The 19,197-nt window shown below is 40.8% G+C and carries 17 protein-coding genes; 7 read left to right on the top strand and 10 right to left on the bottom strand.

The window, feature by feature from the left end:
* Positions 1-386 precede the first annotated feature (386 nt).
* The 3 genes from RG959_RS17395 to RG959_RS17405 all read right to left on the bottom strand — a co-directional run bounded on the left by RG959_RS17395 (position 387) and on the right by RG959_RS17405 (position 2,246).
* Positions 387-674 carry a hypothetical protein gene (locus RG959_RS17395; protein ID WP_342798192.1) on the bottom strand — a complete coding sequence of 96 codons (288 nt, stop codon included), beginning with the start codon at positions 672-674 and terminating at the stop codon, positions 387-389.
* A gap of 184 nt (positions 675-858) precedes the next feature.
* Positions 859-1,155 carry a hypothetical protein gene (locus RG959_RS17400; protein ID WP_251273406.1) on the bottom strand — a complete coding sequence of 99 codons (297 nt, stop codon included), beginning with the start codon at positions 1,153-1,155 and terminating at the stop codon, positions 859-861.
* 209 nt (positions 1,156-1,364) lie between these two features.
* Complete coding sequence (locus RG959_RS17405; RefSeq protein ID WP_342798193.1) at positions 1,365-2,246, bottom strand: LysR family transcriptional regulator; 882 nt, start codon at positions 2,244-2,246, stop codon at positions 1,365-1,367.
* A gap of 122 nt (positions 2,247-2,368) precedes the next feature.
* On the opposite strand from RG959_RS17405, the gene RG959_RS17410 reads away from it, so the two are divergent.
* Genes RG959_RS17410 through RG959_RS17420 form a run of 3 tightly spaced genes read left to right on the top strand, consistent with a single transcriptional unit; the run spans position 2,369 to position 4,933 of the window.
* Positions 2,369-3,070, top strand: coding sequence for a CoA transferase subunit A (locus RG959_RS17410; protein ID WP_342798194.1), 702 nt, complete (start codon positions 2,369-2,371; stop codon positions 3,068-3,070).
* A 23-nt stretch (positions 3,071-3,093) separates the two neighbouring features.
* The gene (locus RG959_RS17415) at positions 3,094-3,747 is read left to right on the top strand and encodes a CoA transferase subunit B (RefSeq protein ID WP_342798195.1); all 654 of its coding nucleotides are present in this window, start codon (positions 3,094-3,096) and stop codon (positions 3,745-3,747) included.
* Between the two features lies 1 nt (position 3,748).
* Positions 3,749-4,933 carry an acetyl-CoA C-acetyltransferase gene (locus RG959_RS17420; protein WP_342798196.1) on the top strand — a complete coding sequence of 395 codons (1,185 nt, stop codon included), beginning with the start codon at positions 3,749-3,751 and terminating at the stop codon, positions 4,931-4,933.
* A gap of 363 nt (positions 4,934-5,296) precedes the next feature.
* Here the strand turns inward: RG959_RS17420 and RG959_RS17425 are convergent, their stop codons facing one another.
* Both RG959_RS17425 and RG959_RS17430 read right to left on the bottom strand, forming a co-directional pair.
* A complete protein-coding gene (locus tag RG959_RS17425) occupies positions 5,297-6,145 on the bottom strand; it encodes an STAS domain-containing protein (RefSeq protein ID WP_342798197.1) in 849 nt (282 codons plus the stop codon).
* Positions 6,146-6,596: 451 nt separating this feature from the next.
* Positions 6,597-7,199 (bottom strand): TetR/AcrR family transcriptional regulator, encoded by a 603-nt coding sequence (locus tag RG959_RS17430; RefSeq protein WP_342798198.1) that lies wholly within the window; start codon positions 7,197-7,199, stop codon positions 6,597-6,599.
* Positions 7,200-7,809: 610 nt separating this feature from the next.
* Between RG959_RS17430 and RG959_RS17435 the strand changes: the two genes are divergently transcribed.
* Positions 7,810-8,184, top strand: a complete 375-nt coding sequence (locus tag RG959_RS17435) for a hypothetical protein (RefSeq protein ID WP_342798199.1) — start codon at positions 7,810-7,812, stop codon at positions 8,182-8,184.
* Between the two features lie 108 nt (positions 8,185-8,292).
* Here RG959_RS17435 and tnpB read toward each other — a convergent pair whose 3' ends face one another.
* The 3 genes from tnpB to RG959_RS17450 all read right to left on the bottom strand — a co-directional run bounded on the left by tnpB (position 8,293) and on the right by RG959_RS17450 (position 12,660).
* Positions 8,293-9,507 carry an IS200/IS605 family element RNA-guided endonuclease TnpB gene (tnpB, locus tag RG959_RS17440; protein WP_342798200.1) on the bottom strand — a complete coding sequence of 405 codons (1,215 nt, stop codon included), beginning with the start codon at positions 9,505-9,507 and terminating at the stop codon, positions 8,293-8,295.
* A gap of 420 nt (positions 9,508-9,927) precedes the next feature.
* Positions 9,928-12,123: an MMPL family transporter gene (locus RG959_RS17445; protein WP_483298903.1), complete on the bottom strand. Its 2,196-nt coding sequence runs from the start codon at positions 12,121-12,123 to the stop codon at positions 9,928-9,930.
* Between the two features lie 18 nt (positions 12,124-12,141).
* On the bottom strand, positions 12,142-12,660 hold the full coding sequence (locus RG959_RS17450) for a MarR family winged helix-turn-helix transcriptional regulator (protein ID WP_342798202.1): 519 nt from the start codon (positions 12,658-12,660) through the stop codon (positions 12,142-12,144).
* Between the two features lie 356 nt (positions 12,661-13,016).
* On the opposite strand from RG959_RS17450, the gene RG959_RS17455 reads away from it, so the two are divergent.
* A complete protein-coding gene (locus RG959_RS17455) occupies positions 13,017-13,913 on the top strand; it encodes an oxidoreductase (protein ID WP_342798203.1) in 897 nt (298 codons plus the stop codon).
* A 264-nt stretch (positions 13,914-14,177) separates the two neighbouring features.
* On the opposite strand, the gene RG959_RS17460 is transcribed toward RG959_RS17455, so the two are convergent.
* Both RG959_RS17460 and RG959_RS17465 read right to left on the bottom strand, forming a co-directional pair.
* Positions 14,178-14,717, bottom strand: coding sequence for a GNAT family N-acetyltransferase (locus tag RG959_RS17460; protein ID WP_342798204.1), 540 nt, complete (start codon positions 14,715-14,717; stop codon positions 14,178-14,180).
* A gap of 256 nt (positions 14,718-14,973) precedes the next feature.
* The gene (locus RG959_RS17465; protein WP_342798233.1) at positions 14,974-16,056 is read right to left on the bottom strand and encodes a GGDEF domain-containing protein; all 1,083 of its coding nucleotides are present in this window, start codon (positions 16,054-16,056) and stop codon (positions 14,974-14,976) included.
* Positions 16,057-16,833: 777 nt separating this feature from the next.
* Here RG959_RS17465 and mbcS point away from each other — a divergent pair.
* A complete protein-coding gene (gene mbcS / locus RG959_RS17470) occupies positions 16,834-18,408 on the top strand; it encodes an acyl-CoA synthetase MbcS (RefSeq protein ID WP_342798205.1) in 1,575 nt (524 codons plus the stop codon).
* Between the two features lie 244 nt (positions 18,409-18,652).
* Positions 18,653-19,099: an Hsp20/alpha crystallin family protein gene (locus tag RG959_RS17475; protein WP_342798206.1), complete on the top strand. Its 447-nt coding sequence runs from the start codon at positions 18,653-18,655 to the stop codon at positions 19,097-19,099.
* Positions 19,100-19,197 lie beyond the last annotated feature (98 nt).

Here is a 19,197-nt window from a genome sequence, read left to right on the forward strand (position 1 = left end):
GCATTTTGTAAGATACAAATTTTAGTAATTCAACAAAACCGAGCTATTTCTCTTTCATAGAAAAATAGAGCAGGGCAGCCTATGAAAAAGGTAACTCTGCTCTATTTTTTTAGTTTTATCTATTTTGCAAATTCCTAATTTGGCTAAGGGGTTCCGTGCTGAGTTCAGATTCATATAGAAGGCTTTTGTAGGCAATAAAGCTTCATGGCAGTGCAGGCAGCTGCGTAGAAATAGAAAAGCGACTCGGCACCAACACCCTTGCATACATGTTCATCGTCTTGCTTCTATATCTATCTCCCTTTAATTTTCTAAGATGACAGCTTGTTTTTGGTTGTGTATTCACTAGTTTTAAATCGCTTACAATATTCTTCGAACTGCTATATTTATTACAACACAAAATACGAAATATGATCTATTAAAGAGAAAAAACCTTTTAAACCAAGCACAAGGAAAGCTAAAATGAGGTTGCAAACAGCGAGAATCTTCTTCTCATGTTTTTTACGCAAGGCGATCAAACTCAAGATAACGACTATTGAGATGCCTATATAAAAAGGCAATGTCAGATCAAAGGGTGCTGGAACAAAAGCATATACTACTGACAAAGCAGCTAATAATATAACTAGAATGAATGCTGTATAACTCAGCCACGAACATTTTTTAGTTTTTATGATCATTTCCCCCCTTCTTTTTCATTTCATGAAATGTATTGCATCCTGGCTTTCTAATCGGCATTTTATGCTGCTTAAGGATTTTTGACACAAAAAAACGGATTGTGGCTGCGAAAATAATTATTTTCATTAACCCAATACGAATACCCCATCCATTTTAATGGATGGGGTATTTATGTTTGGAAAAATTCTAGATTGCATATTTCTCTGATGTATTAAGTCCGTTTCTTATCGTTTTAACCAGTCCTACCATTGATTCGAAAACGTCTGCCTTTGAGTATTTTCTGGTTTGTTCTTTCTCGAGTTTATAGTTATCATCCGATAATTTAAGAACCGTTACAAGGTGAACTTCTTCAGTTTGATCCACTAGAAGATAGGTGTAGTCCCCTTCCTTAGATTCATCTTCCCCCGAATTCCAAAGTTCCGTAATTTTAAATTTATCACCATAAAATTCTTTAACTGCAGCTAGTGGTGTTCTTTCTGCCATTTTATTCTTCCCCTCCTAAAGGTAATAAATGAAAATGAGTGGGCGAGTCTACTTATCTTACATAATCCGTTTTAAATGAATTCCTCCGCCTGGTCTTTTATTAAAAGAATACAATTATGTTGGTTTTATTCCCTTTTTCATTAAAAATATTCAACAAACAAAGCAGTTAATATGTTATATATCCAGCACATATATATTAATCAAACTCACTAACTCTTTTCCTTCTTCAGGATTTTTAATACTTCTCTTAATGCAAAGGAATGGTATGCCCCTTTTTTCGTAATCATTCCAAGATTCCAAGGCACAGCGGGTCCGCTTAAAGGAACAATATGAATGTTGGGGTTATTCTGCTTATGGTAAATCGATTTCGGAAGCAGCGTAATGCCAAACTCGGAAGAAACAAGCTCAAGGATTAAGTCCCACTGTGAACTCTGATAAGAAACCTCCGGCGTAAACCCTGCATTGATACAAACCTTTTTAATATAGTCATGCAGCGTAAACTCTTCTGAAAAAAGAATAAACTGTTCATCTTTTAATTCGCTGATACGAACGGCATTCCGTCCGGCCAGAGGATGATTTTTATGTACGTACAGGACAAACTCATCCGTAATAAATGGATACACATGGAACGCCGACGTGTCAGCTGGCAGTACAACAATGCCGAGGTCCACCTGCCCGGTTTCAACAAGCTGGCCAATCAGCTTTGCACCGCGTTCCGTCAACTGGAGCGATACATTCGGATACTTTTCCTGAATTCTTCGGGCAATACCAGGAAAAAACAAGGTGCCAATCAGCGGCGGAATGCCAATTTTAATCTCACCGGCTATCACGTTCATTAAGTCATCCAGTAACACAGGGATTTCAGCTAAGGAAGCGGCTGCTTTTTGTGCCTGTTCATACACAATCCGGCCGGCATCAGTGAGCCGCACATGGCGGGTAGAACGGTCAAACAGCTCTATATTCAGTTCTTCTTCTATTTTTTTGACCGCTTTGCTGAAGGAAGGCTGTGAAAGATAGGAATGAGCGGCTGCCTTGGTAAAGCTCTGATGATCCGCCACTTCCATAAATAATTTCAAATCATGTAATTCCATTCATATCCCCTCATTTATTCGTTATATTCATATTATTTATTCTTTTTATGTATTTTACTTATAAATGTTTCTCCTGTACATTATTAAGTAACAGAATATTCACATTAAAGGAGGCAAAAACCATGAAGTCCAGCAAGCTATTCACTTCTTTTTCGAAAGCGGTTTCAGACATTCAGGACGGCTCCACATTAATTGTCGGCGGCTTCGGATTATGCGGGATTCCCGAATGCTCCATTCAAGCTTTAAAAGAACAAGGCACAAAGAATTTAACCGTTGTCAGCAACAATTGCGGTGTGGATGACTGGGGGCTGGGTCTTCTTTTGGCAAACAGGCAGATTAAAAAAATGGTTTCCTCTTATGTAGGTGAAAATAAAATCTTTGAACAGCAGTATTTAAGCGGGGAACTGGAAGTAGAGCTGACACCACAGGGAACACTTGCAGAGCGGATGAGAGCAGGCGGAGCTGGCATTCCTGGATTTTATACAGCCACAGGCATTGGAACACCGGTCGCCGAAGGCAAAGAAACGAAGGAATTTGACGGAAAAACTTATCTGCTGGAACGGGGAATTGTCGGAGACTTTGCGCTTGTAAAAGCCTGGAAAGCAGATACGCTGGGCAATCTTGTTTACCGGAAAACGTCCCGCAATTTCAACCCCTTGGCTGCGATGGCTGGGAAAATTACCATCGCTGAAGTAGAGGAAATTGTGGAGGCCGGTGAGCTGGATCCTGATGAAATTCATACACCGGGCATTTACGTCCAGCGCCTCCTCCTCGGCACAGGCTACGAAAAACGAATTGAGCGGCGGACGGTTGTCCACTTATAACTGGAGAAAAGGAGTGAATAAACATGAAAGATACACGTTCAGCTATTGTAAAAAGAGCCGTACAGGAAATAAAAGACGGTATGAACGTCAACCTGGGCATTGGCATGCCGACCCTGGTTGCCAACGAAATACCGGACAATACTCACGTACTGCTGCAGTCGGAAAACGGATTGCTTGGCATTGGCCCTTACCCGCTTGCAGGCGAGGAAGACGCGGACTTGATCAATGCAGGAAAAGAAACCATTACGACTGTTCCAGGCTCCTCTTTTTTCGACAGTGCTGAATCCTTTGCCATGATCCGCGGAGGCCATATTGACCTTGCCATTCTCGGTGGAATGGAAGTGTCCCAAAATGGGGATCTGGCCAACTGGATGATTCCAGGCAAAATGGTGAAAGGAATGGGCGGTGCCATGGATCTTGTTAATGGCGCAAAGCGGGTCGTCGTGATTATGGAGCATATGAGTAAGCATGGTGAATCCAAAATTAAAAAAGAATGCTCCCTCCCCCTTACCGGCCAAAAAGTGGTACACCGCCTGATTACCGATCTTGCCGTTTTTGATTTTACACCCGAAGGCATGGTTCTGATCGAAACAGCCAGCGGCATTACAGTAGAAGAAGTGAAAGAGAAAACTGAGGCTTCCTTTACCGTTTCCTCTTCTCTTTCGGAGGTGCAATAAGATGACAAAAACAGTAATCATCGACGGTGCGCGGACACCTATAGGCAAATTCGGCGGTTCTCTTTCTTCCTTGAAAGCGACAGAACTTGGCGGTATTGCAATGAAAGAAGCTTTGAGACGGGCAGGCGTAAAACCGGAAGATGTCGATGAAGTTATTTTCGGTAACGTTTTACAAGCTGGACAAGGACAGATCCCTTCCCGCCAGGCTGCACGGGAAGCTGGAATCCCCTGGGATGTGAAAACAGAAACAATCAATAAAGTGTGTGCTTCAGGTCTTCGCAGTGTAACGCTTGGGGACCAAATTATCCGCCTGGGTGAGGAAGACATCATCCTCGCTGGAGGCATGGAATCTATGTCGAATGCGCCTTATGCCGTTTTCAAAGCACGGTTTGGTGCACGTATGGGCGATACGCCTATGGTTGACTTAATGATTCACGACGGTCTTTCTTGCAGCTTTACCGGGGTCCACATGGGCACATATGGAAACACAACAGCTGACCAGTTGGAGTTATCCCGCGAAGACCAGGATGCATGGGCCGTGCGCAGCCATGAGCGGGCGGTAGCTGCGATCGCAAATGGAACTATCGCCGAAGAAATTGTTGCGGTTGAGGTTCCCCAGCGAAAAGGAAATCCGCTCATCATTGATACAGACGAAGCTCCGCGTCATGACACGACAAAAGACGTTCTGGCCAAGCTGCGGCCTGCCTTTGGCAAAGAAGGTACGATTACCGCAGGAAATGCCCCGGGGGTGAACGACGGAGCGGCTGCACTCGTTTTAATGAGTGAGGAACGTGCTGAAAAAGAAGGGAAAAACGTTTTGGCCACGATCATTGCCCATGCAGAAGTAGCGGTTGAAGCTGAAAGGTTTCCACAGACACCCGGCCTGGTGATTAATGAACTATTAAAGAAAACAGGCAAATCAGTCGAAGATATTGACCTTTTTGAAATCAATGAAGCATTCGCTGCTGTAGCGCTCGCGAGCAATAAAATAGCTGGAGTGAATCCCGAAAAGGTAAACGTAAATGGCGGCGCGGTTGCATTCGGGCATCCAATCGGTGCGAGCGGAGCCCGGATTATTTTGACTCTGGCATATGAACTGAAACGTCGCGGCGGCGGGATTGGCATCGCAGCCATCTGTTCGGGAAGCGGCCAGGGTGATGCAATTATGATTGAAGTGGCTGTCTAAGATATAGGCGTATTACCTGGATCCTTGTAGAAACAGTAATGGTTCCGGTCCACTATTGACCAATAATGAAACAAGAGAAAAGCTCATGATGACAAGATCATCATGAGCTTTTCCCGTTTTCCCTGCATCCATTGATACTTAAAACAATATAACTGGGGTTCTTATTTATTTCATTAAACGGTGATCAATCGGTATCAAGCAAAATCGATTGTATTCTTTCTTGGCTGAACGTTTCTTTTCCAACCAGTTGTGGCTAAGCGAAGATTTATACCCCCCTAACCTTCACATACATATATACAAATATATTTGTATACGCACGAAAGAAAAGGTGTTGTAAATCTACTCTAGTCAGCAATACACAAATTATTTATGGAACAAATGAATATCAGCCAAAGCTTGGTGGAGATTTGCCCAGGTTACTTGTTTGCTGAAATCTAAACCAAGACTTACGACTGTTTGTGCAATTTCAGGCCGAATTCCTGTAAGAATCGTCTGAACACCAAGCAGTTTTAATGCATCAATTACTTTAAAAATTTGGTCTGCTACCATTGTATCAACCATTAGTACACCAGATAAATCAAGTATCAAATGCGTTAAGTTTAGCTTCTTGGCTGCTTTTAATGTTTCTTCCATCAACAGTCCAGCTCTTTCTGTATCTATATTGCCAATCAAAGGCAAAACGGCTATACCTTTTGAAAGAGGGACAACTGGAACTGATAACTCTATAAATGCCGTTTTCGCATTTTCAAGGCTTTCCTTATAAAAATGGATATAGGTCAAACTAAAGCAATAAACAGCATGATCAAGGAGCGGGTCAATTACCCGGGCAGATGCAAACACTGTTTTCACCGACATGTTGTGTTTTACTGCTGCTTCCTCTATGACTTCGCTTATAAAAGCACGATAATAAGCTGTATCTTTAAGCGCCTCGTCTAACGGCACACCTAAACTGTGTATAAATTCCCCTGTTTCTTTTCCCCATTTTTCTATATCCGCATATGCTTTTTCTTTATCCACACCTCTTATAAGAGCTTCCCCAAAAAGAGACACAAAATTGGCTCTAATATCTATCGCTTGTTGCTCTTCCAGCTGAGAAATGAGGTGTTTTTGTGCCTCAGCAGCTTCAGATAATCTAATTTCATGGACCTTTTTAGCAATATCGTATTTGGTTTCTACTATTGTTTCCCCAAGAATTTTTAACTCATTTTCCATTTTTATTATCCCCCGAAGCATGCATCTATTTTCAGTATATTTAAAAACATATTACAGGAAATCAATTAATAGGAAAAGCCTTATTAATCCGTCCTATCCTGTTTAGTTTAACAAGAACATCCACCATATCTTTTAATAAGTTTTTTTCTAAGTCAATTTTGAAATTTAATAGTGTCGATGGTCAACTACTTAACCAAGGTCGGTGCAATTGGCCCGTATGACTGGAATTGCCGAGTAACATTTGCTTTATTATACAGGCTCTGCTTAACGATCGTACGGCTAGTTGTAAAAGAGGGCCCGTTTTCAAGCCGCACCTTCAATTGTGATTTATAACAATAGGAATACGGTTTAGTTTTGGCCCTTTGCCTTATTTTCATGCAACTAAAGCAATCATTATTTAAAAAGATCTTTTTTCTTCTCGCCGGCAGATGCCAGGAAACTTACTGATCACTCATAAAGGATTTTTATCTTGATTATAAGAAGTAAGCAAGTAAAACTGTTTTGCGAGAAAATGCGGTGTGTACGGCATATCGTTTCGCAGCCAGGATACGATCGTACCAATCAAAGCTGAAGATCTATGCCAAATTGCAATATCTTTTTGAATTCCTGCTTTATCAATGAAAAAATTCCTTCCTTTATGTTCGAATCTTTCAGTAATAATTTCCGTGAGCATTGTTAACAAGCGCTCAGTAAAGATTGGAGCCTTCCTTGAAGCCAAAGTAACCTTATAAAAGCTAGAATGCTGAGCAATATGTTCAAGCAGCTTCTCGAGTCTCAGCCAATCCGTATTTTTGAGAGAGTCCTCATTCACTGGCTGACCGTTTATGACATTTTGAATGTCTTCAATCATAGCATCCGCCATCTTCTCTAACATATCCGGTATATCACGGTAATGCAGATAAAACGTAACGCGGCTAATCGTAGCACGCTCCGCTATACGGCTGACAGACATTTTCTCGACATCCATTTCCTGCAGCAAATCCACAAAAGCCTCTTTAATTAACAGCCGCGTACGAAGAATTCGAGGGTCTGTATGATCTTTCGTATGATCCATCGGTTTCCTTTTCCTTTCTCCTTAAAATGAAATATACAATTAATTAGGAAATGTATTGTATTCCCCAACTAAACAAGTCAAAAAGCAGTGATATCAGCATCACTGCTTTTTGACTTGTTCTTATTTAATGGATCTACTGGTGAACAACCTGCTGTTCCCTCTTTATGATTTTTTGCACATTGTCTCGTTTTTTTGTAGCCAAATAGATAATAATCGGATACCGAAACTGTTGATGAAAAAGGATAAAGGCACTTAAAAATGGCGGATAGCTCCGACGCCTAGCCGATTCCCTTTACACTATTATTGGCATTTCCCCAATTACCATATAGTTTACTATTAAAGATTTAGTCATTATGAACGATAAATACTATAGGAATTAGTACTATAGATTCCGCCATAATCATGTCACTTATTGTAATGTTTGCAGTGTTCACGACCTTTTCTTCAGAAATAATAACCAGCAGTACGCAATTTGTCCTAAAAAGTAAGTATTTTTATTTTTTCAACGACATATACTTAAGAAATAAATGGACATATAATAGCGTCTTACATTTACACCAATACTTTTACAAAAGGAGGAAAGCAGATTTTTACTTAATCTGCTGATTCTATGAACAATAAAACAATTGAGATACACGTTAACGAGTTTTGGGAAAAATATCTTGCAGCATCTAACATACGAGAACTGATTGATCTTCTGAATTGGTGCGATGAACTTTCTTCAGAATTGCTGGACAAAGGAATGGATGATGAGACCTTCCGAGGGTTTTTAAATTCGATTCCAAACATGATTATTACGGCCAAAATTCGTAATGGAATGCACCGGAGATTTTGTGAAAAACTAGAAGATCAAAATCTTATTTTTAAAGTAACTTCTAAACATATTTCCGCCATGCCACAGGAAGAAATAAGCACCCTTTTATATTACGATAAGCGTAAAGACCTTTCTTCCGATCCAGAATTTAAAAAGAAAATGATGTTTTGAACTACCGCCCACTTACCTGACGGTTAAAGTGGGGGATTCCTGGGCAAGAGGATCTTCGACCCCCAGTAATCAGGCTAACCCCGTATTCCAACGGTTTTATGACCAATCTTAAATAGACTGAAGTGAAAGAAGCCGAAGGGCTTCTTTTTTAATATTCAGGCTCGCATTCAGGTCCCGGTCGTGACGTACGCCGCAGGAAGGACACTCCCACACCCGGACAGCGAGACTCTTTACATCCTTATGCTGGTGGCCACACCCGGAACAGAGCTGGCTTGATGGGAAGAACGGATCGACTTTTATGATCGTCCGTCCGTACCACTTAGCTTTGTAAGCGAGCATTTCGTTGAACCTCGACCATGACGCATCGTGAATCTCTTTGCTTAGTTTATTGTTTTGGACGAGATTCTTCACTGACAAATTCTCCACTGCGATCACTTGGTTTTCATGAACGAGCTTGGTCGTCAGCTTGTGAAGAAAATCTTCTCTTGTGTGTTTGATTTTTTCGTGCAGTTTAGCAATCTGGACTTTATTTTTTTTCCACGATTTCGAACCTTCTTTTTTACGTGCAAACGCACGCTGAAGAAAGGCTAATCGCTTTTCGTGTTTTTGATAGTATTTCGGGTTGGCAATGGATTCACCGTTGGAAAGCACGGCAAACTCTTTTAATCCCAGGTCAATGCCAACGGCATCGTTGGTGCTTGGTTTGTACGGGGAATAAGGCATCTCGCAAATGACCGAAATAGAATACCGGCCGGTACTGCTGCGGCGCACGGTGACACGCTTAATGTTGCCTTCGATGTTTCGGGACTTGGAAAAACGAATCCAGCCGAGTTTCGGCAGCTGAATGCGATTGTCCACGATTTTAATATTGTTATTTGTCATTTTGGTTGTGTAACTTTGGACCGGTTTTTTCTTGCTCTTGAATGTCGGATGGCCCTTAAAGTCATACACCGTTGGCGTATAGCCTTCTGCACATTTTTTAGCGGCTCGTTTTTTTAATTCTTTTTTTGGCTGATCCTTATATTTTTTGAATCCTTCGTACTGATATTCGATGCTTGCCTGAAGAGCAATACTGTCAGGACTAGACAACCATTTGAATTTTTCTTTTAGCCCAGGGAGAAGCTTTTTAGCGGCTGTTTCTGTATACCGTTTTTTTGTTTTTTCGAAACTCTTGATGTTTTCATTTAATATATAATTGTAGACAAACCGGCAGCAGCCGATCGTTTGGTTAATCAGTTGTTTTTGCTGGTCACTTGGATAGATTTTAAACCGAAAGGCTTTAAAATGAAGGTTCTGTTTTTCATCTTTTTTGGTTTTTATCATTTTCCTCATCCCTTGAACATTTGTTCTATACCTAATTATACCATTTTAGTAATAGAGCGTTCAAGGAAAAAGAATGACTGAAAGAGCAACGATTCATCCCCCACTTAGCAAGCTTGAAGTGGGGGTGTTCTCGCCGAAGATGATAAATGAAATAACTTCATTTAATTATCCTGAGTAACACAACAAGCGATCTTTCCTGTATAAGATTGCTTTTTCTTTTCTGCGCGTATGTCAAATACCACTTAAAATATGTGCAACTTGCCGGCAAAAGCGACAGCATCCGCAGTATCCTGAATGGAAGTTTGTTCGTAACCTTTTGTTCAATAGGGATACAACTCCGCCCTTTAAATAAAAAATCCGCTATTCCATAAAGGACAGCGGATTTTTAACTTAATGACGAGTTTACTTCTGCTTTTCTATTTAAACAGCTCTCTCGTTTTTCTTTTCAATATGGTTCATAATAGTTTCTCCCTCAACGTCGATGTTTGGCAGAATTTTATCCAGCCATTTTGGCAAATACCAAGCTGATTTCCCCATTAACGTCATCACGGCAGGCACGATGGTCATTCTCACAACAAACGCGTCAAAGAGAACACCAAACGCCAGGGCCATTCCCATTACTTTAATCATCGCATCAGGCGTCATCATAAAGCCAATGAATACTGCCATCATGATCAATCCTGCTGCTGTCACGACCCTGCCGCTGTCGCGCATTCCATCTAAAATGGCTTTGCGGGGATCTCCTGTATGAACATACACTTCACGCATTTTGCTGACCAGGAAGATCTCGTAATCCATTGCCAGCCCGAATAAGATTCCGATCAAGATAACAGGCAGGAACGCTAAGATCGGGCCTGAAGCCGGAAAACCAAAGAGGTCAAGCAAGTTTCCATCCTGCACGATAAATACGACAAATCCAAGTGTAGCACCAAGAGAAAGCAGGAATCCTAATACGGCTTTTAATGGGATTAAAAGAGACCTAAATACCAGAACCAGGAGCACATAAGCAAGCCCTACGATGAGTGAGGCGAATACTGGCAGGGCATCATTTAGCTTTTGTGCAATATCATTATTCATCGCTGTCGTGCCTGTAACCATCAGTTCTATCCCGTTTTCTTTTTCAGTCTGCTCAGATTTTTCTCGAATGATTTTTACCAAATCCTTGGTCTTTGTATCATCCGGCCCGGTTTCTGGGATAACATTCATAACATATAATTCTCCAGAAGGTCCAGGGAAAGCCGGGGTTACACCTTTGACACCAGACAGCTCGCTCAATTCTTTTGCAATCTCGTTCACTGTCTGTGGCGTTTTGCTGTCTGCTTCTTCTGCTTTTGCTGCTACTACCAACGAGGCGTTAGATCCTTCGCCATATGCTTCCGTCAGCAAATCATACGCTCTTCTTTCCGTTGTCTCTGTTGACTTCGTTGTCCCATCAGAAGGCAGCCCAAGATTCATATGGAACATAGGAACGGCAATGATTACAAGGAGCGCAATCGCAACGATGGAAACCATTAAAGGCCGCTTTGTAACAAATTCTCCCCATTTACTTGAGCCTTCTTTTTTCTTATCCATTCCCATAAGCTTTTGCAGAAATTTATTTTCCTTAGACGGTCCAATTTTATGTCCAATCATGGCTAATATCGCCGGCAACACGATGATGGATACTAAAACAGCTGTGAGAATGCTGACGGCTGCAGAGATTCCCATCATAGTTAAAAATGGAATCTGTGCAACAGCTAATCCTAAAAGCCCAATGACAACTGTGATGCCTGCAAATACCACAGCGCTCCCAGCTGTTCCATTGGCTAATGCAATCGACTGCTGAACAGAATATCCTTTGGCAAGCTGCTCTTTAAACCGTGTCATGATAAATAAGGCATAATCGATTCCTACTGCCAGTCCCAGCATGGCAGCCAGAGAGATAGAAACAGACTGGATGTCGATAAAATTGGTTCCTATGACGATCCCAATCAGCCCGATGCCTAATCCTAGAACAGCCGTAAGAATCGGCAGTCCAGCTGCGATAAACGATGCAAAGGTAACAGCCAGTACAAAAAAGGCAATCACAATCCCAGCTGCCTCAGCAAAATGGGCCGCTGATTCGGAAAATGTCAGGTTATCCCCTCTTACCTCCGTTTGAATGCCTGCATCCCTTGTTGTTTTAATGTGGTCTAAAATATTGTTTTTAGAATCCTCTGTTACCCCTTCAGCTTTGACTTTGAACGTTACTTCTCCATATCCGACCTTCTTATCTTCGCTTATACTCATAAGCTGCATCGGTGTTGTTACGGAAGCGACATCCGGGTCTTTTTTGATTTCATTTAACGTATCTGTAATTACTTGTTGTACTTCTGCCGATTCCAGCGTTTTATTTTCAGGCGCTTTAAAGACGACTTGTACTTTGGCCCCTTGGCTTCCTGCTTCCTTAAACTCTTCACTAATGACTTTGCCTGCCCGGTCTGCCGGTGTATTTGGAATCGTCAGATCCTCGTTAAACGAGGAACCCATGTTCAAGGCAAGGGCCGCTAATACAAGCAAAATTCCCAGCGTGCTAAAAGCTACTTTTTTCCGGTGTATGGCTGCCCATTGTCCTAACCTGTAAAGATACTTTGCTATTTTAATCTCCTCCTAGTTTTACTTGGAATCTTTATTTCCCCATGGGTTATCTTGAGGGAAAAACAGGACATCAAAATACTTTGAGTGATCCATTCCTTCTGCTTCCATTTTTTCTTTAACAGCTGAAACGAATAACCGCATTCCTTCCTCCACGATCTCCTGTTCATTTGGCTTTAACAGATTTAATACATCTCTCACTGCCTGGTTGAAAGGTTCTGGCGCACCCTCATTTATTTCTTTCAGGGTTTCCTCAGTCAGGGTAATGTTTACCGACCGTTTATCTTTAGGATTAGGAGTTTTCATGAGAATTCCTTTTGCCGTAAGCCGTTCAACAATATCCGAAACCGTACTTTGAGTCATTCTTAAGTTTTGCGTCAGCTGTTTGATACTAATTGCTTCATTTACCAATACTTCGGCTATAACCCTTGCCTGGGGTACGGTGACACCCTGCTCCTCCGCATGTTTTTGAATACTTTTCATCATATACCGATGTAAAAAATCGATGGATTCACGAATAAATTCAGCTCTTTCCCTCATTTCTATCTTCCTCCCGAAAATCATCCCGTACGATACATCGAACACGATACATCGCACGGGATGTATATTACAATCATCTACCTGCTTTGTCAAGGTAAAAACAGATATATGCTAAGCTGTCAACTGCTGACGGTAATCTTAAGAAAGCAAGAAAGATTCTCCCGCTTTTTCAGGACTAGTGTATTTTCTTTGCTTTCTTTTGCATTCCTGTATATGATTCTTCCCATATAGTCCTTGATTTTAATAACTACCATGAGGACAGCACCGATTTCTTACATATTGGACAGAACACAGAAGGAAATGGCACATTTTTTGGATTAATAGATTTTTATAACATGTTAACGGGAGGAATAGGTTTGGGAAAACAAGACGTGAAAGGAAAGAAAGTGATTATTACCGGAGCAAACAGCGGAATAGGCTTTGAGGCTGCTAAAGTATTAACAGCACAAGGTGCCGACGTCGTACTGGCGATTCGAAACGAGGAAAAAGGAAAAGAAGCAGCACAAAATATTAAAAAAGAGCATGAAGGAGCAAAAGTTTCTGTTATGAAACTGGATTTGGCGGACCTTGCCAGCGTAAAGGCATTCGCTGATGCGTACAAAGAGCGCTTTGACCAGCTCGACATTCTGATTAATAATGCAGGCGTGATGGTCCCTCCCTACCAAAAAACGAAGGATGGATTCGAATTGCAGTTTGGCGGAAACCATTTGGGCCACTTTGCCCTAACCGGTCATTTGCTTCCGCTGCTAAAAGCGGCCCCTTCTGCCCGCGTGGTCACGCTGAGCAGCATTGCACATAGAAAAGCATCCATCGACTTTAGTAACCTGGACGGCTCTAAAGGCTACAAAGCAATGAAGTTTTACCGTCAAAGCAAGCTTGCGAACCTATTGTTTGCAAAGGAATTCGACAACCGGCTGAAACAAGCTGGAATAAATGCAATGAGTGTGGCGTGCCACCCGGGGATTAGTGCGACGAACCTCTTCAAGGTCGGAGGGGAACGCATGCAGCCAATCGTGAAATCTCTGCTCTATCGGTTTTTCCAGACACCAGAAATGGGATCCTTACCTACCATTTATGCTGCGACCGAAGAAACATTGAAAGGCGGAGAATACGTCGGCCCGGACGGAAGAGGAAACCACAAAGGATACCCTGCGATCGAAGTGCCTGCCAAAGGAGTCTATGATGAGAAGACAATGAGGAAACTATGGGATGTGTCCGAGGAATTAACTGGAGTCGTATTTGATTTTTCATGAGCCATTGGTGGTCTGGACTCACAAAGAAAAAGATAAGCCCTATTCCTAAATAAAGGATAGGACTTATCTATATCTGTATAAACCGCCCTTGGCTGCAGCTAAAAATGAAGACGGCTGCCATTACATCGAATATTATGAAAGGAAGGCGCGCTGATTTTTTGTTTGAAAAAATCAAGGCCTGGCCATTCACCGATGGTTTTAATTCCACAAAAAACATCGTAGATAAAAGATGATACAACATGCCAGTTGTTTCTTATATCGCTGTCAATGTGTTAATGCATTATAAATTGAATAATCTACTTCACCTGAGATATTTTCCATCCCATTTTCACACAACTCCATAGCCATTAAGTAATCTATAGAAAGCGGAAGATTTTTTTTGGACGCATAGATACCGAATTTAGTTGATGTTTTAAATCCAAAACGTTGATAATATTGATAATCTCCTTCAACAATAATTCCCTTATATCCCATTGTAGCAGCTAATTTAATACCTTCCTTCAACATATACTTACCAATTCCCTGGCGTTGTTTATTAATCGCCACCGAAACTGGTGATAACATCAATATTTCATTTTCAAACTTATTACTAATTGGAAGCTTAGAAAGCATAAAATGACCTATAATAAATCCTTCTTCCTCAACGACTAAATCAAGCTCAGGAATATAAAAATGTTTTTCTCTAATCTCTCTCACCAAAGCTTTTTCAGCTGCTCCATTTGAATAATTGGTGTTTTTGAATATTTCATATACAAATTCGTCAATAAAACTATATTCTTCTTTTTTAACAACCCTTAGCTCCATGCATACACCTCCAGTGTACAGTTATATCTTTATTTCCATAACGTTTCTAAAACTCCTCCTTTAACTAGCCCGACTGCTGAACAAGAGAAATTCGGCATATCCATATAGAACTTTTGACCAAACTTTTTAAAAAGCTACAATAATGATTAATCTAGTCGTAAAAAAGACTTCGCAAGTAAAAAGCTCCTATCTCGATTGATTTGATAGGAGCTTGTTTGATACATTCAATATCATTATCGTTTGTTAACCTTTGCTTTTAAGCTATGCATACTTTGTTACGGCCTGAATTCTTAGCCTCATATAATGCAGTGTCCGCACTTTCAAGCAGCGTACTTGGATGCATAGGCTTGTCTTGAGAGCTGGCTATGCCTAATGAAACGGTAACGTGAATACTTTCTCCACCGCTAAGCCGGAACACATTTCCCTCTACCCGTCTTCTAATATTCTCCGCAATTTCAGCTGCCATTGTTAGCGGGCAGTCAGCCAATATTACCGTGAATTCCTCACCGCCGTTCCGGCTTACTATATCTGTACTTCTGACGGATTTCTGTAAAATTTCACTAAGCTGCTTTAATACTGCATCTCCTTCACTATGCCCGTACGTGTCATTTACTTTTTTGAAGAAATCAATATCAACATAAAGAAGGGACAATGGCTGATTTTTGCTTGCAGCTTCATTTACCAGCTGTTTAAACATTTCCTCAAAATGCCTGACATTATGTAAGCCTGTTAATCCATCTGTTTCAGATTCGGTTTTATACCTTTCAAGCATCATCTGGCTTTTTCTAAGGAGATCTATTGTATGAAAAGACACAAAACCGCCTAGATAAGAGATACCCCAATACAAAGGGATCAACTGAAAAAGAAAAGTTTTATCTTGTATTAAGGAAATAGCGATGCCAGAAAAATAGAGGTTAGCAAAAGTAACCATAATGATCGTTTTTACTGTTCTGGAAATTCCCGTTTTGGATACAAATATTGAAAAAACAGTAACCGAAACAATAAATGTAATCGAAATAAGGGCAGAAAGATTTAGTCCAATTAATAGACGTCCGGCGATCACAAGGACCATTGCAATCAGGACAGATACTGAACCGCCGGCAGAAGCCAGCAGAATTAAAGGGATATGCCTTAGATCAATAAGCGTATTGCCAATGTGCATCCCGTATTGCATTAAGATATTCGCCATCAGGCCCCCTATTAATCCAACTATTATTTTTCTTTTAATAGAGGAGCTCTGATGTAAAGGGGTTCCTTTTGTAACCTGGGCATACAACAGTAAAAGCGAGACAAGAATCGCTAAGTTTGCAAAAAGATCTTTGATTATTATCATGTTCATCACCTAAATAGAATCGTAAATTTCCTTCTAAGTATTCCACTATATTATCGACAGCATAATGAGTGTTTTAAATATGATCCAATTCCATTTTTTCTTTATCTTCCTATGAAATGGAACCAGCACTCGCTTTTCTACTTTTCTTATACGTCTTATTTCGGATCTGTATTGGCCGTTTCTTCATAAATAAAACAGCAAGAGTATCGAAACTTATTAGAGCGCTTGAAAAAAGGCGGCCAAATTCTCATAATCACGCTGGTATGTACTCAAGAAATAGTCCGACAGATGACTCACGTGCTGCTTGAAAAAGTTTTGAGGACATTTCGTTTCCGATGTTTCATGGCTCAGCGGCTTAAAAAACAAGCAGCTACACAAGCCAATATTTAGCCAGCTTATGCGGTTTTTCTTTAACACTTCCCTCAAATGCCATACATAATCAGAAAAATCAGGATCTGTCGGCTCAGCAGCTTAGAGCACGCTCTTGCCATTCAGTTTAATCTTTTTATATTATTTCTTCTTTTATTTCCCATAATAGACCATAAAGCACTATTTCAAGGGAATCTATCTGGTTTAAAGGTGTTTCTTGCTACCTCATCCCAGCTGAGATAGCACTTCCAGCGATTAAACCTCTTAGTTCATTGAAGCTCAAATTGACAAATTCTTTAGACTTCTCACTTTGATATTTTATTTATTCAGTCCAATTTGTTAGCGCCAGGTACTAAAGCCAGGTATAATACAATAGAGATGAGATAACTATACACGAATTGAGGTCCTTTATACATGTATGATTATAAAACGGAATTAACGGCACCGGAAAATTATAACATTACACAAGAGATTGAAAATCATAGTTCCGATAAATTGGCTCTCGTTTATGAAAACGAAGCTGGAGATACTCAAACGATCACGTATAACGAGCTGATCAAACAATCCAATAAGCTTGCGAATGGGTTAAACCAACTCGGTTTGCAAAAGGGAGACCGTGTGATGGTCGTGACGACCCGCTTAATTCAGTCTTATGTGATTTATATGGCTTGTTTAAAAGCAGGACTTGTCATTATCCCTTCTTCTGAACTGCTGCGTGCCAAGGATATTGCTTACCGGCTGAACCATTCTGAAGCCAAAGCCGTGATTTCTTATGCTGATTTTACCAATGAAATTGACGCTATTAAGGAAGAACTTCTGTATCTTGAACACAAAGTTTCTTTTGGAGGAACAAAGGCTGGCTGGGCAGACCTTCATAGCATCATGGATTCTGCTTCTGAAGACTTCGACAATCAAATCACGAAACGCGATGATCTTGCTTTTCTCGCTTACACTTCCGGCACAACCGGGAATCCAAAAGGTGTTGCTCATACACATAGCTGGGGTTATGCCCATATTCGTATCGCTGCTGAAGAATGGCTTAATATTAAAGAATCGGATACTGTATGGGCAACAGCTGCTCCAGGCTGGCAAAAATGGGTATGGTCCCCCTTCCTTTCGGTTTTAGGTTCAGGTGCAACCGGATTTGTTTATCAGGGAAGATTCACCCCTCAGAAATACTTAAAGCTGCTTCAAGATCAAAAGATCAACGTGCTGTGCTGTACGCCTACTGAATACCGAATGATGGCCAAAACAGAAGGATTAAATCAATACGACCTTTCAAACTTAAGAAGTGCTGTTTCTGCCGGAGAAGCCCTCAATATGGAAGTGATCGATGTATTTAAAAATACATTTAACATCCAAATAAGAGACGGCTATGGACAAACGGAAAGCACACTTTTAATCGGAACGCTGCAGGGTGCTGAACATAAAATAGGCTCAATGGGCAAACCGATCTTGAATGATACGATTGAAATCGTTGATGAGGATGGTGTTCCCGTTCAAACAGGCCAGATTGGCAATATTGCCATTCGGAAAGAATTGCCGGCACTCTTCAAAATGTATTATAAAGACCCCCAAAAAACGGAGAGTTCCTATACAGGAGATTATTTCTTAACAGGAGACCGCGCCAGCAAAGATGAAGAAGGCTTCTACTGGTTCCAGGGAAGAAGTGATGATGTCATTATCAGCTCCGGTTATACAATCGGCCCCTTTGAAATTGAAGATGCCTTAATGAAACATCCTGCTGTACTGGAATGTGCGGCTGTTGCAAGCCCTGATGAAATTAGAGGGAATGTCGTGAAAGCTTTTATTGTATTACAAAATGGAGTTGAAGGTTCCGCTGAACTTGTGAAGGAACTGCAGAGCTTTGTTAAACAAATAACAGCACCTTACAAGTATCCAAGACTTATCGAGTTCGTTGATCACCTGCCGAAAACGGATTCCGGAAAAATCAAACGTGTTGATTTAAGAAACCGTAGGAATCAATGATACACCTGAACTCTCTCCTATTGAACAGCAGCCAAGTACAGACTTGGCTGTTTTTTTATGCAATCTGTGCAATAAGGATTTTCAGCCTACAGCAAATGGCTGTTTAGCGTAATGAATTCAAGAAACCAGCAGGTATATCGGAGGCGGTCGACGTCGTTGTGATCATTAACAAAAATAGGATTTACTAAGTTCCTTTCCGAATCCTTGCGCATAATTTGTTAAAAAAGACAAAGGAGAGAGATCATTGGATTTTAATAAAAAAAACCTTCCTGACCTGTTTCAAGGTTCAGTTGGAGATTTAATCAAATCGTTTGATTCCTTTTTTAATGAATCGATGAAGTATGTTGGCCATTATTTCAGCCAGCCAATTTCTGATTTAACCTGCTATGAAACGGGCTCAAATATGGTTATTGAAGCAGAGTTGAAGAACTGCAGGAAAGAACAGATACAAATCTATATGCTAAGAAACGGCCAGGTAAAAATTAGTGTAGAACACGTTTCTTCTAGTACAGCCCAAAATGATAAAGATGAAATCATTCTTCAAAATCAATCCGTACAGAAAGTCGAAAGAATTGTGGCACTCCCTTGTTTGCCTGGAACAGGCAAAATAAAAGCAACATTTAAGCATGGACTGCTGAGAGTCATTATCCCAAAAAGAGAACAAGCGGAAACCATCATCGAGATTGACTGACCTCTTTGTTTTCTTATTGAAAGATCTATTGGTTATGGGGGAAAGCAGGCTGACTAACAGCACTTGCCTTGATTTTTTGCAAATTTTTTTCTATTTGG

Source organism: Domibacillus sp. 8LH (assembly GCF_038806185.1).
Taxonomy (GTDB): domain Bacteria; phylum Bacillota; class Bacilli; order Bacillales; family Domibacillaceae; genus Domibacillus; species Domibacillus indicus_A.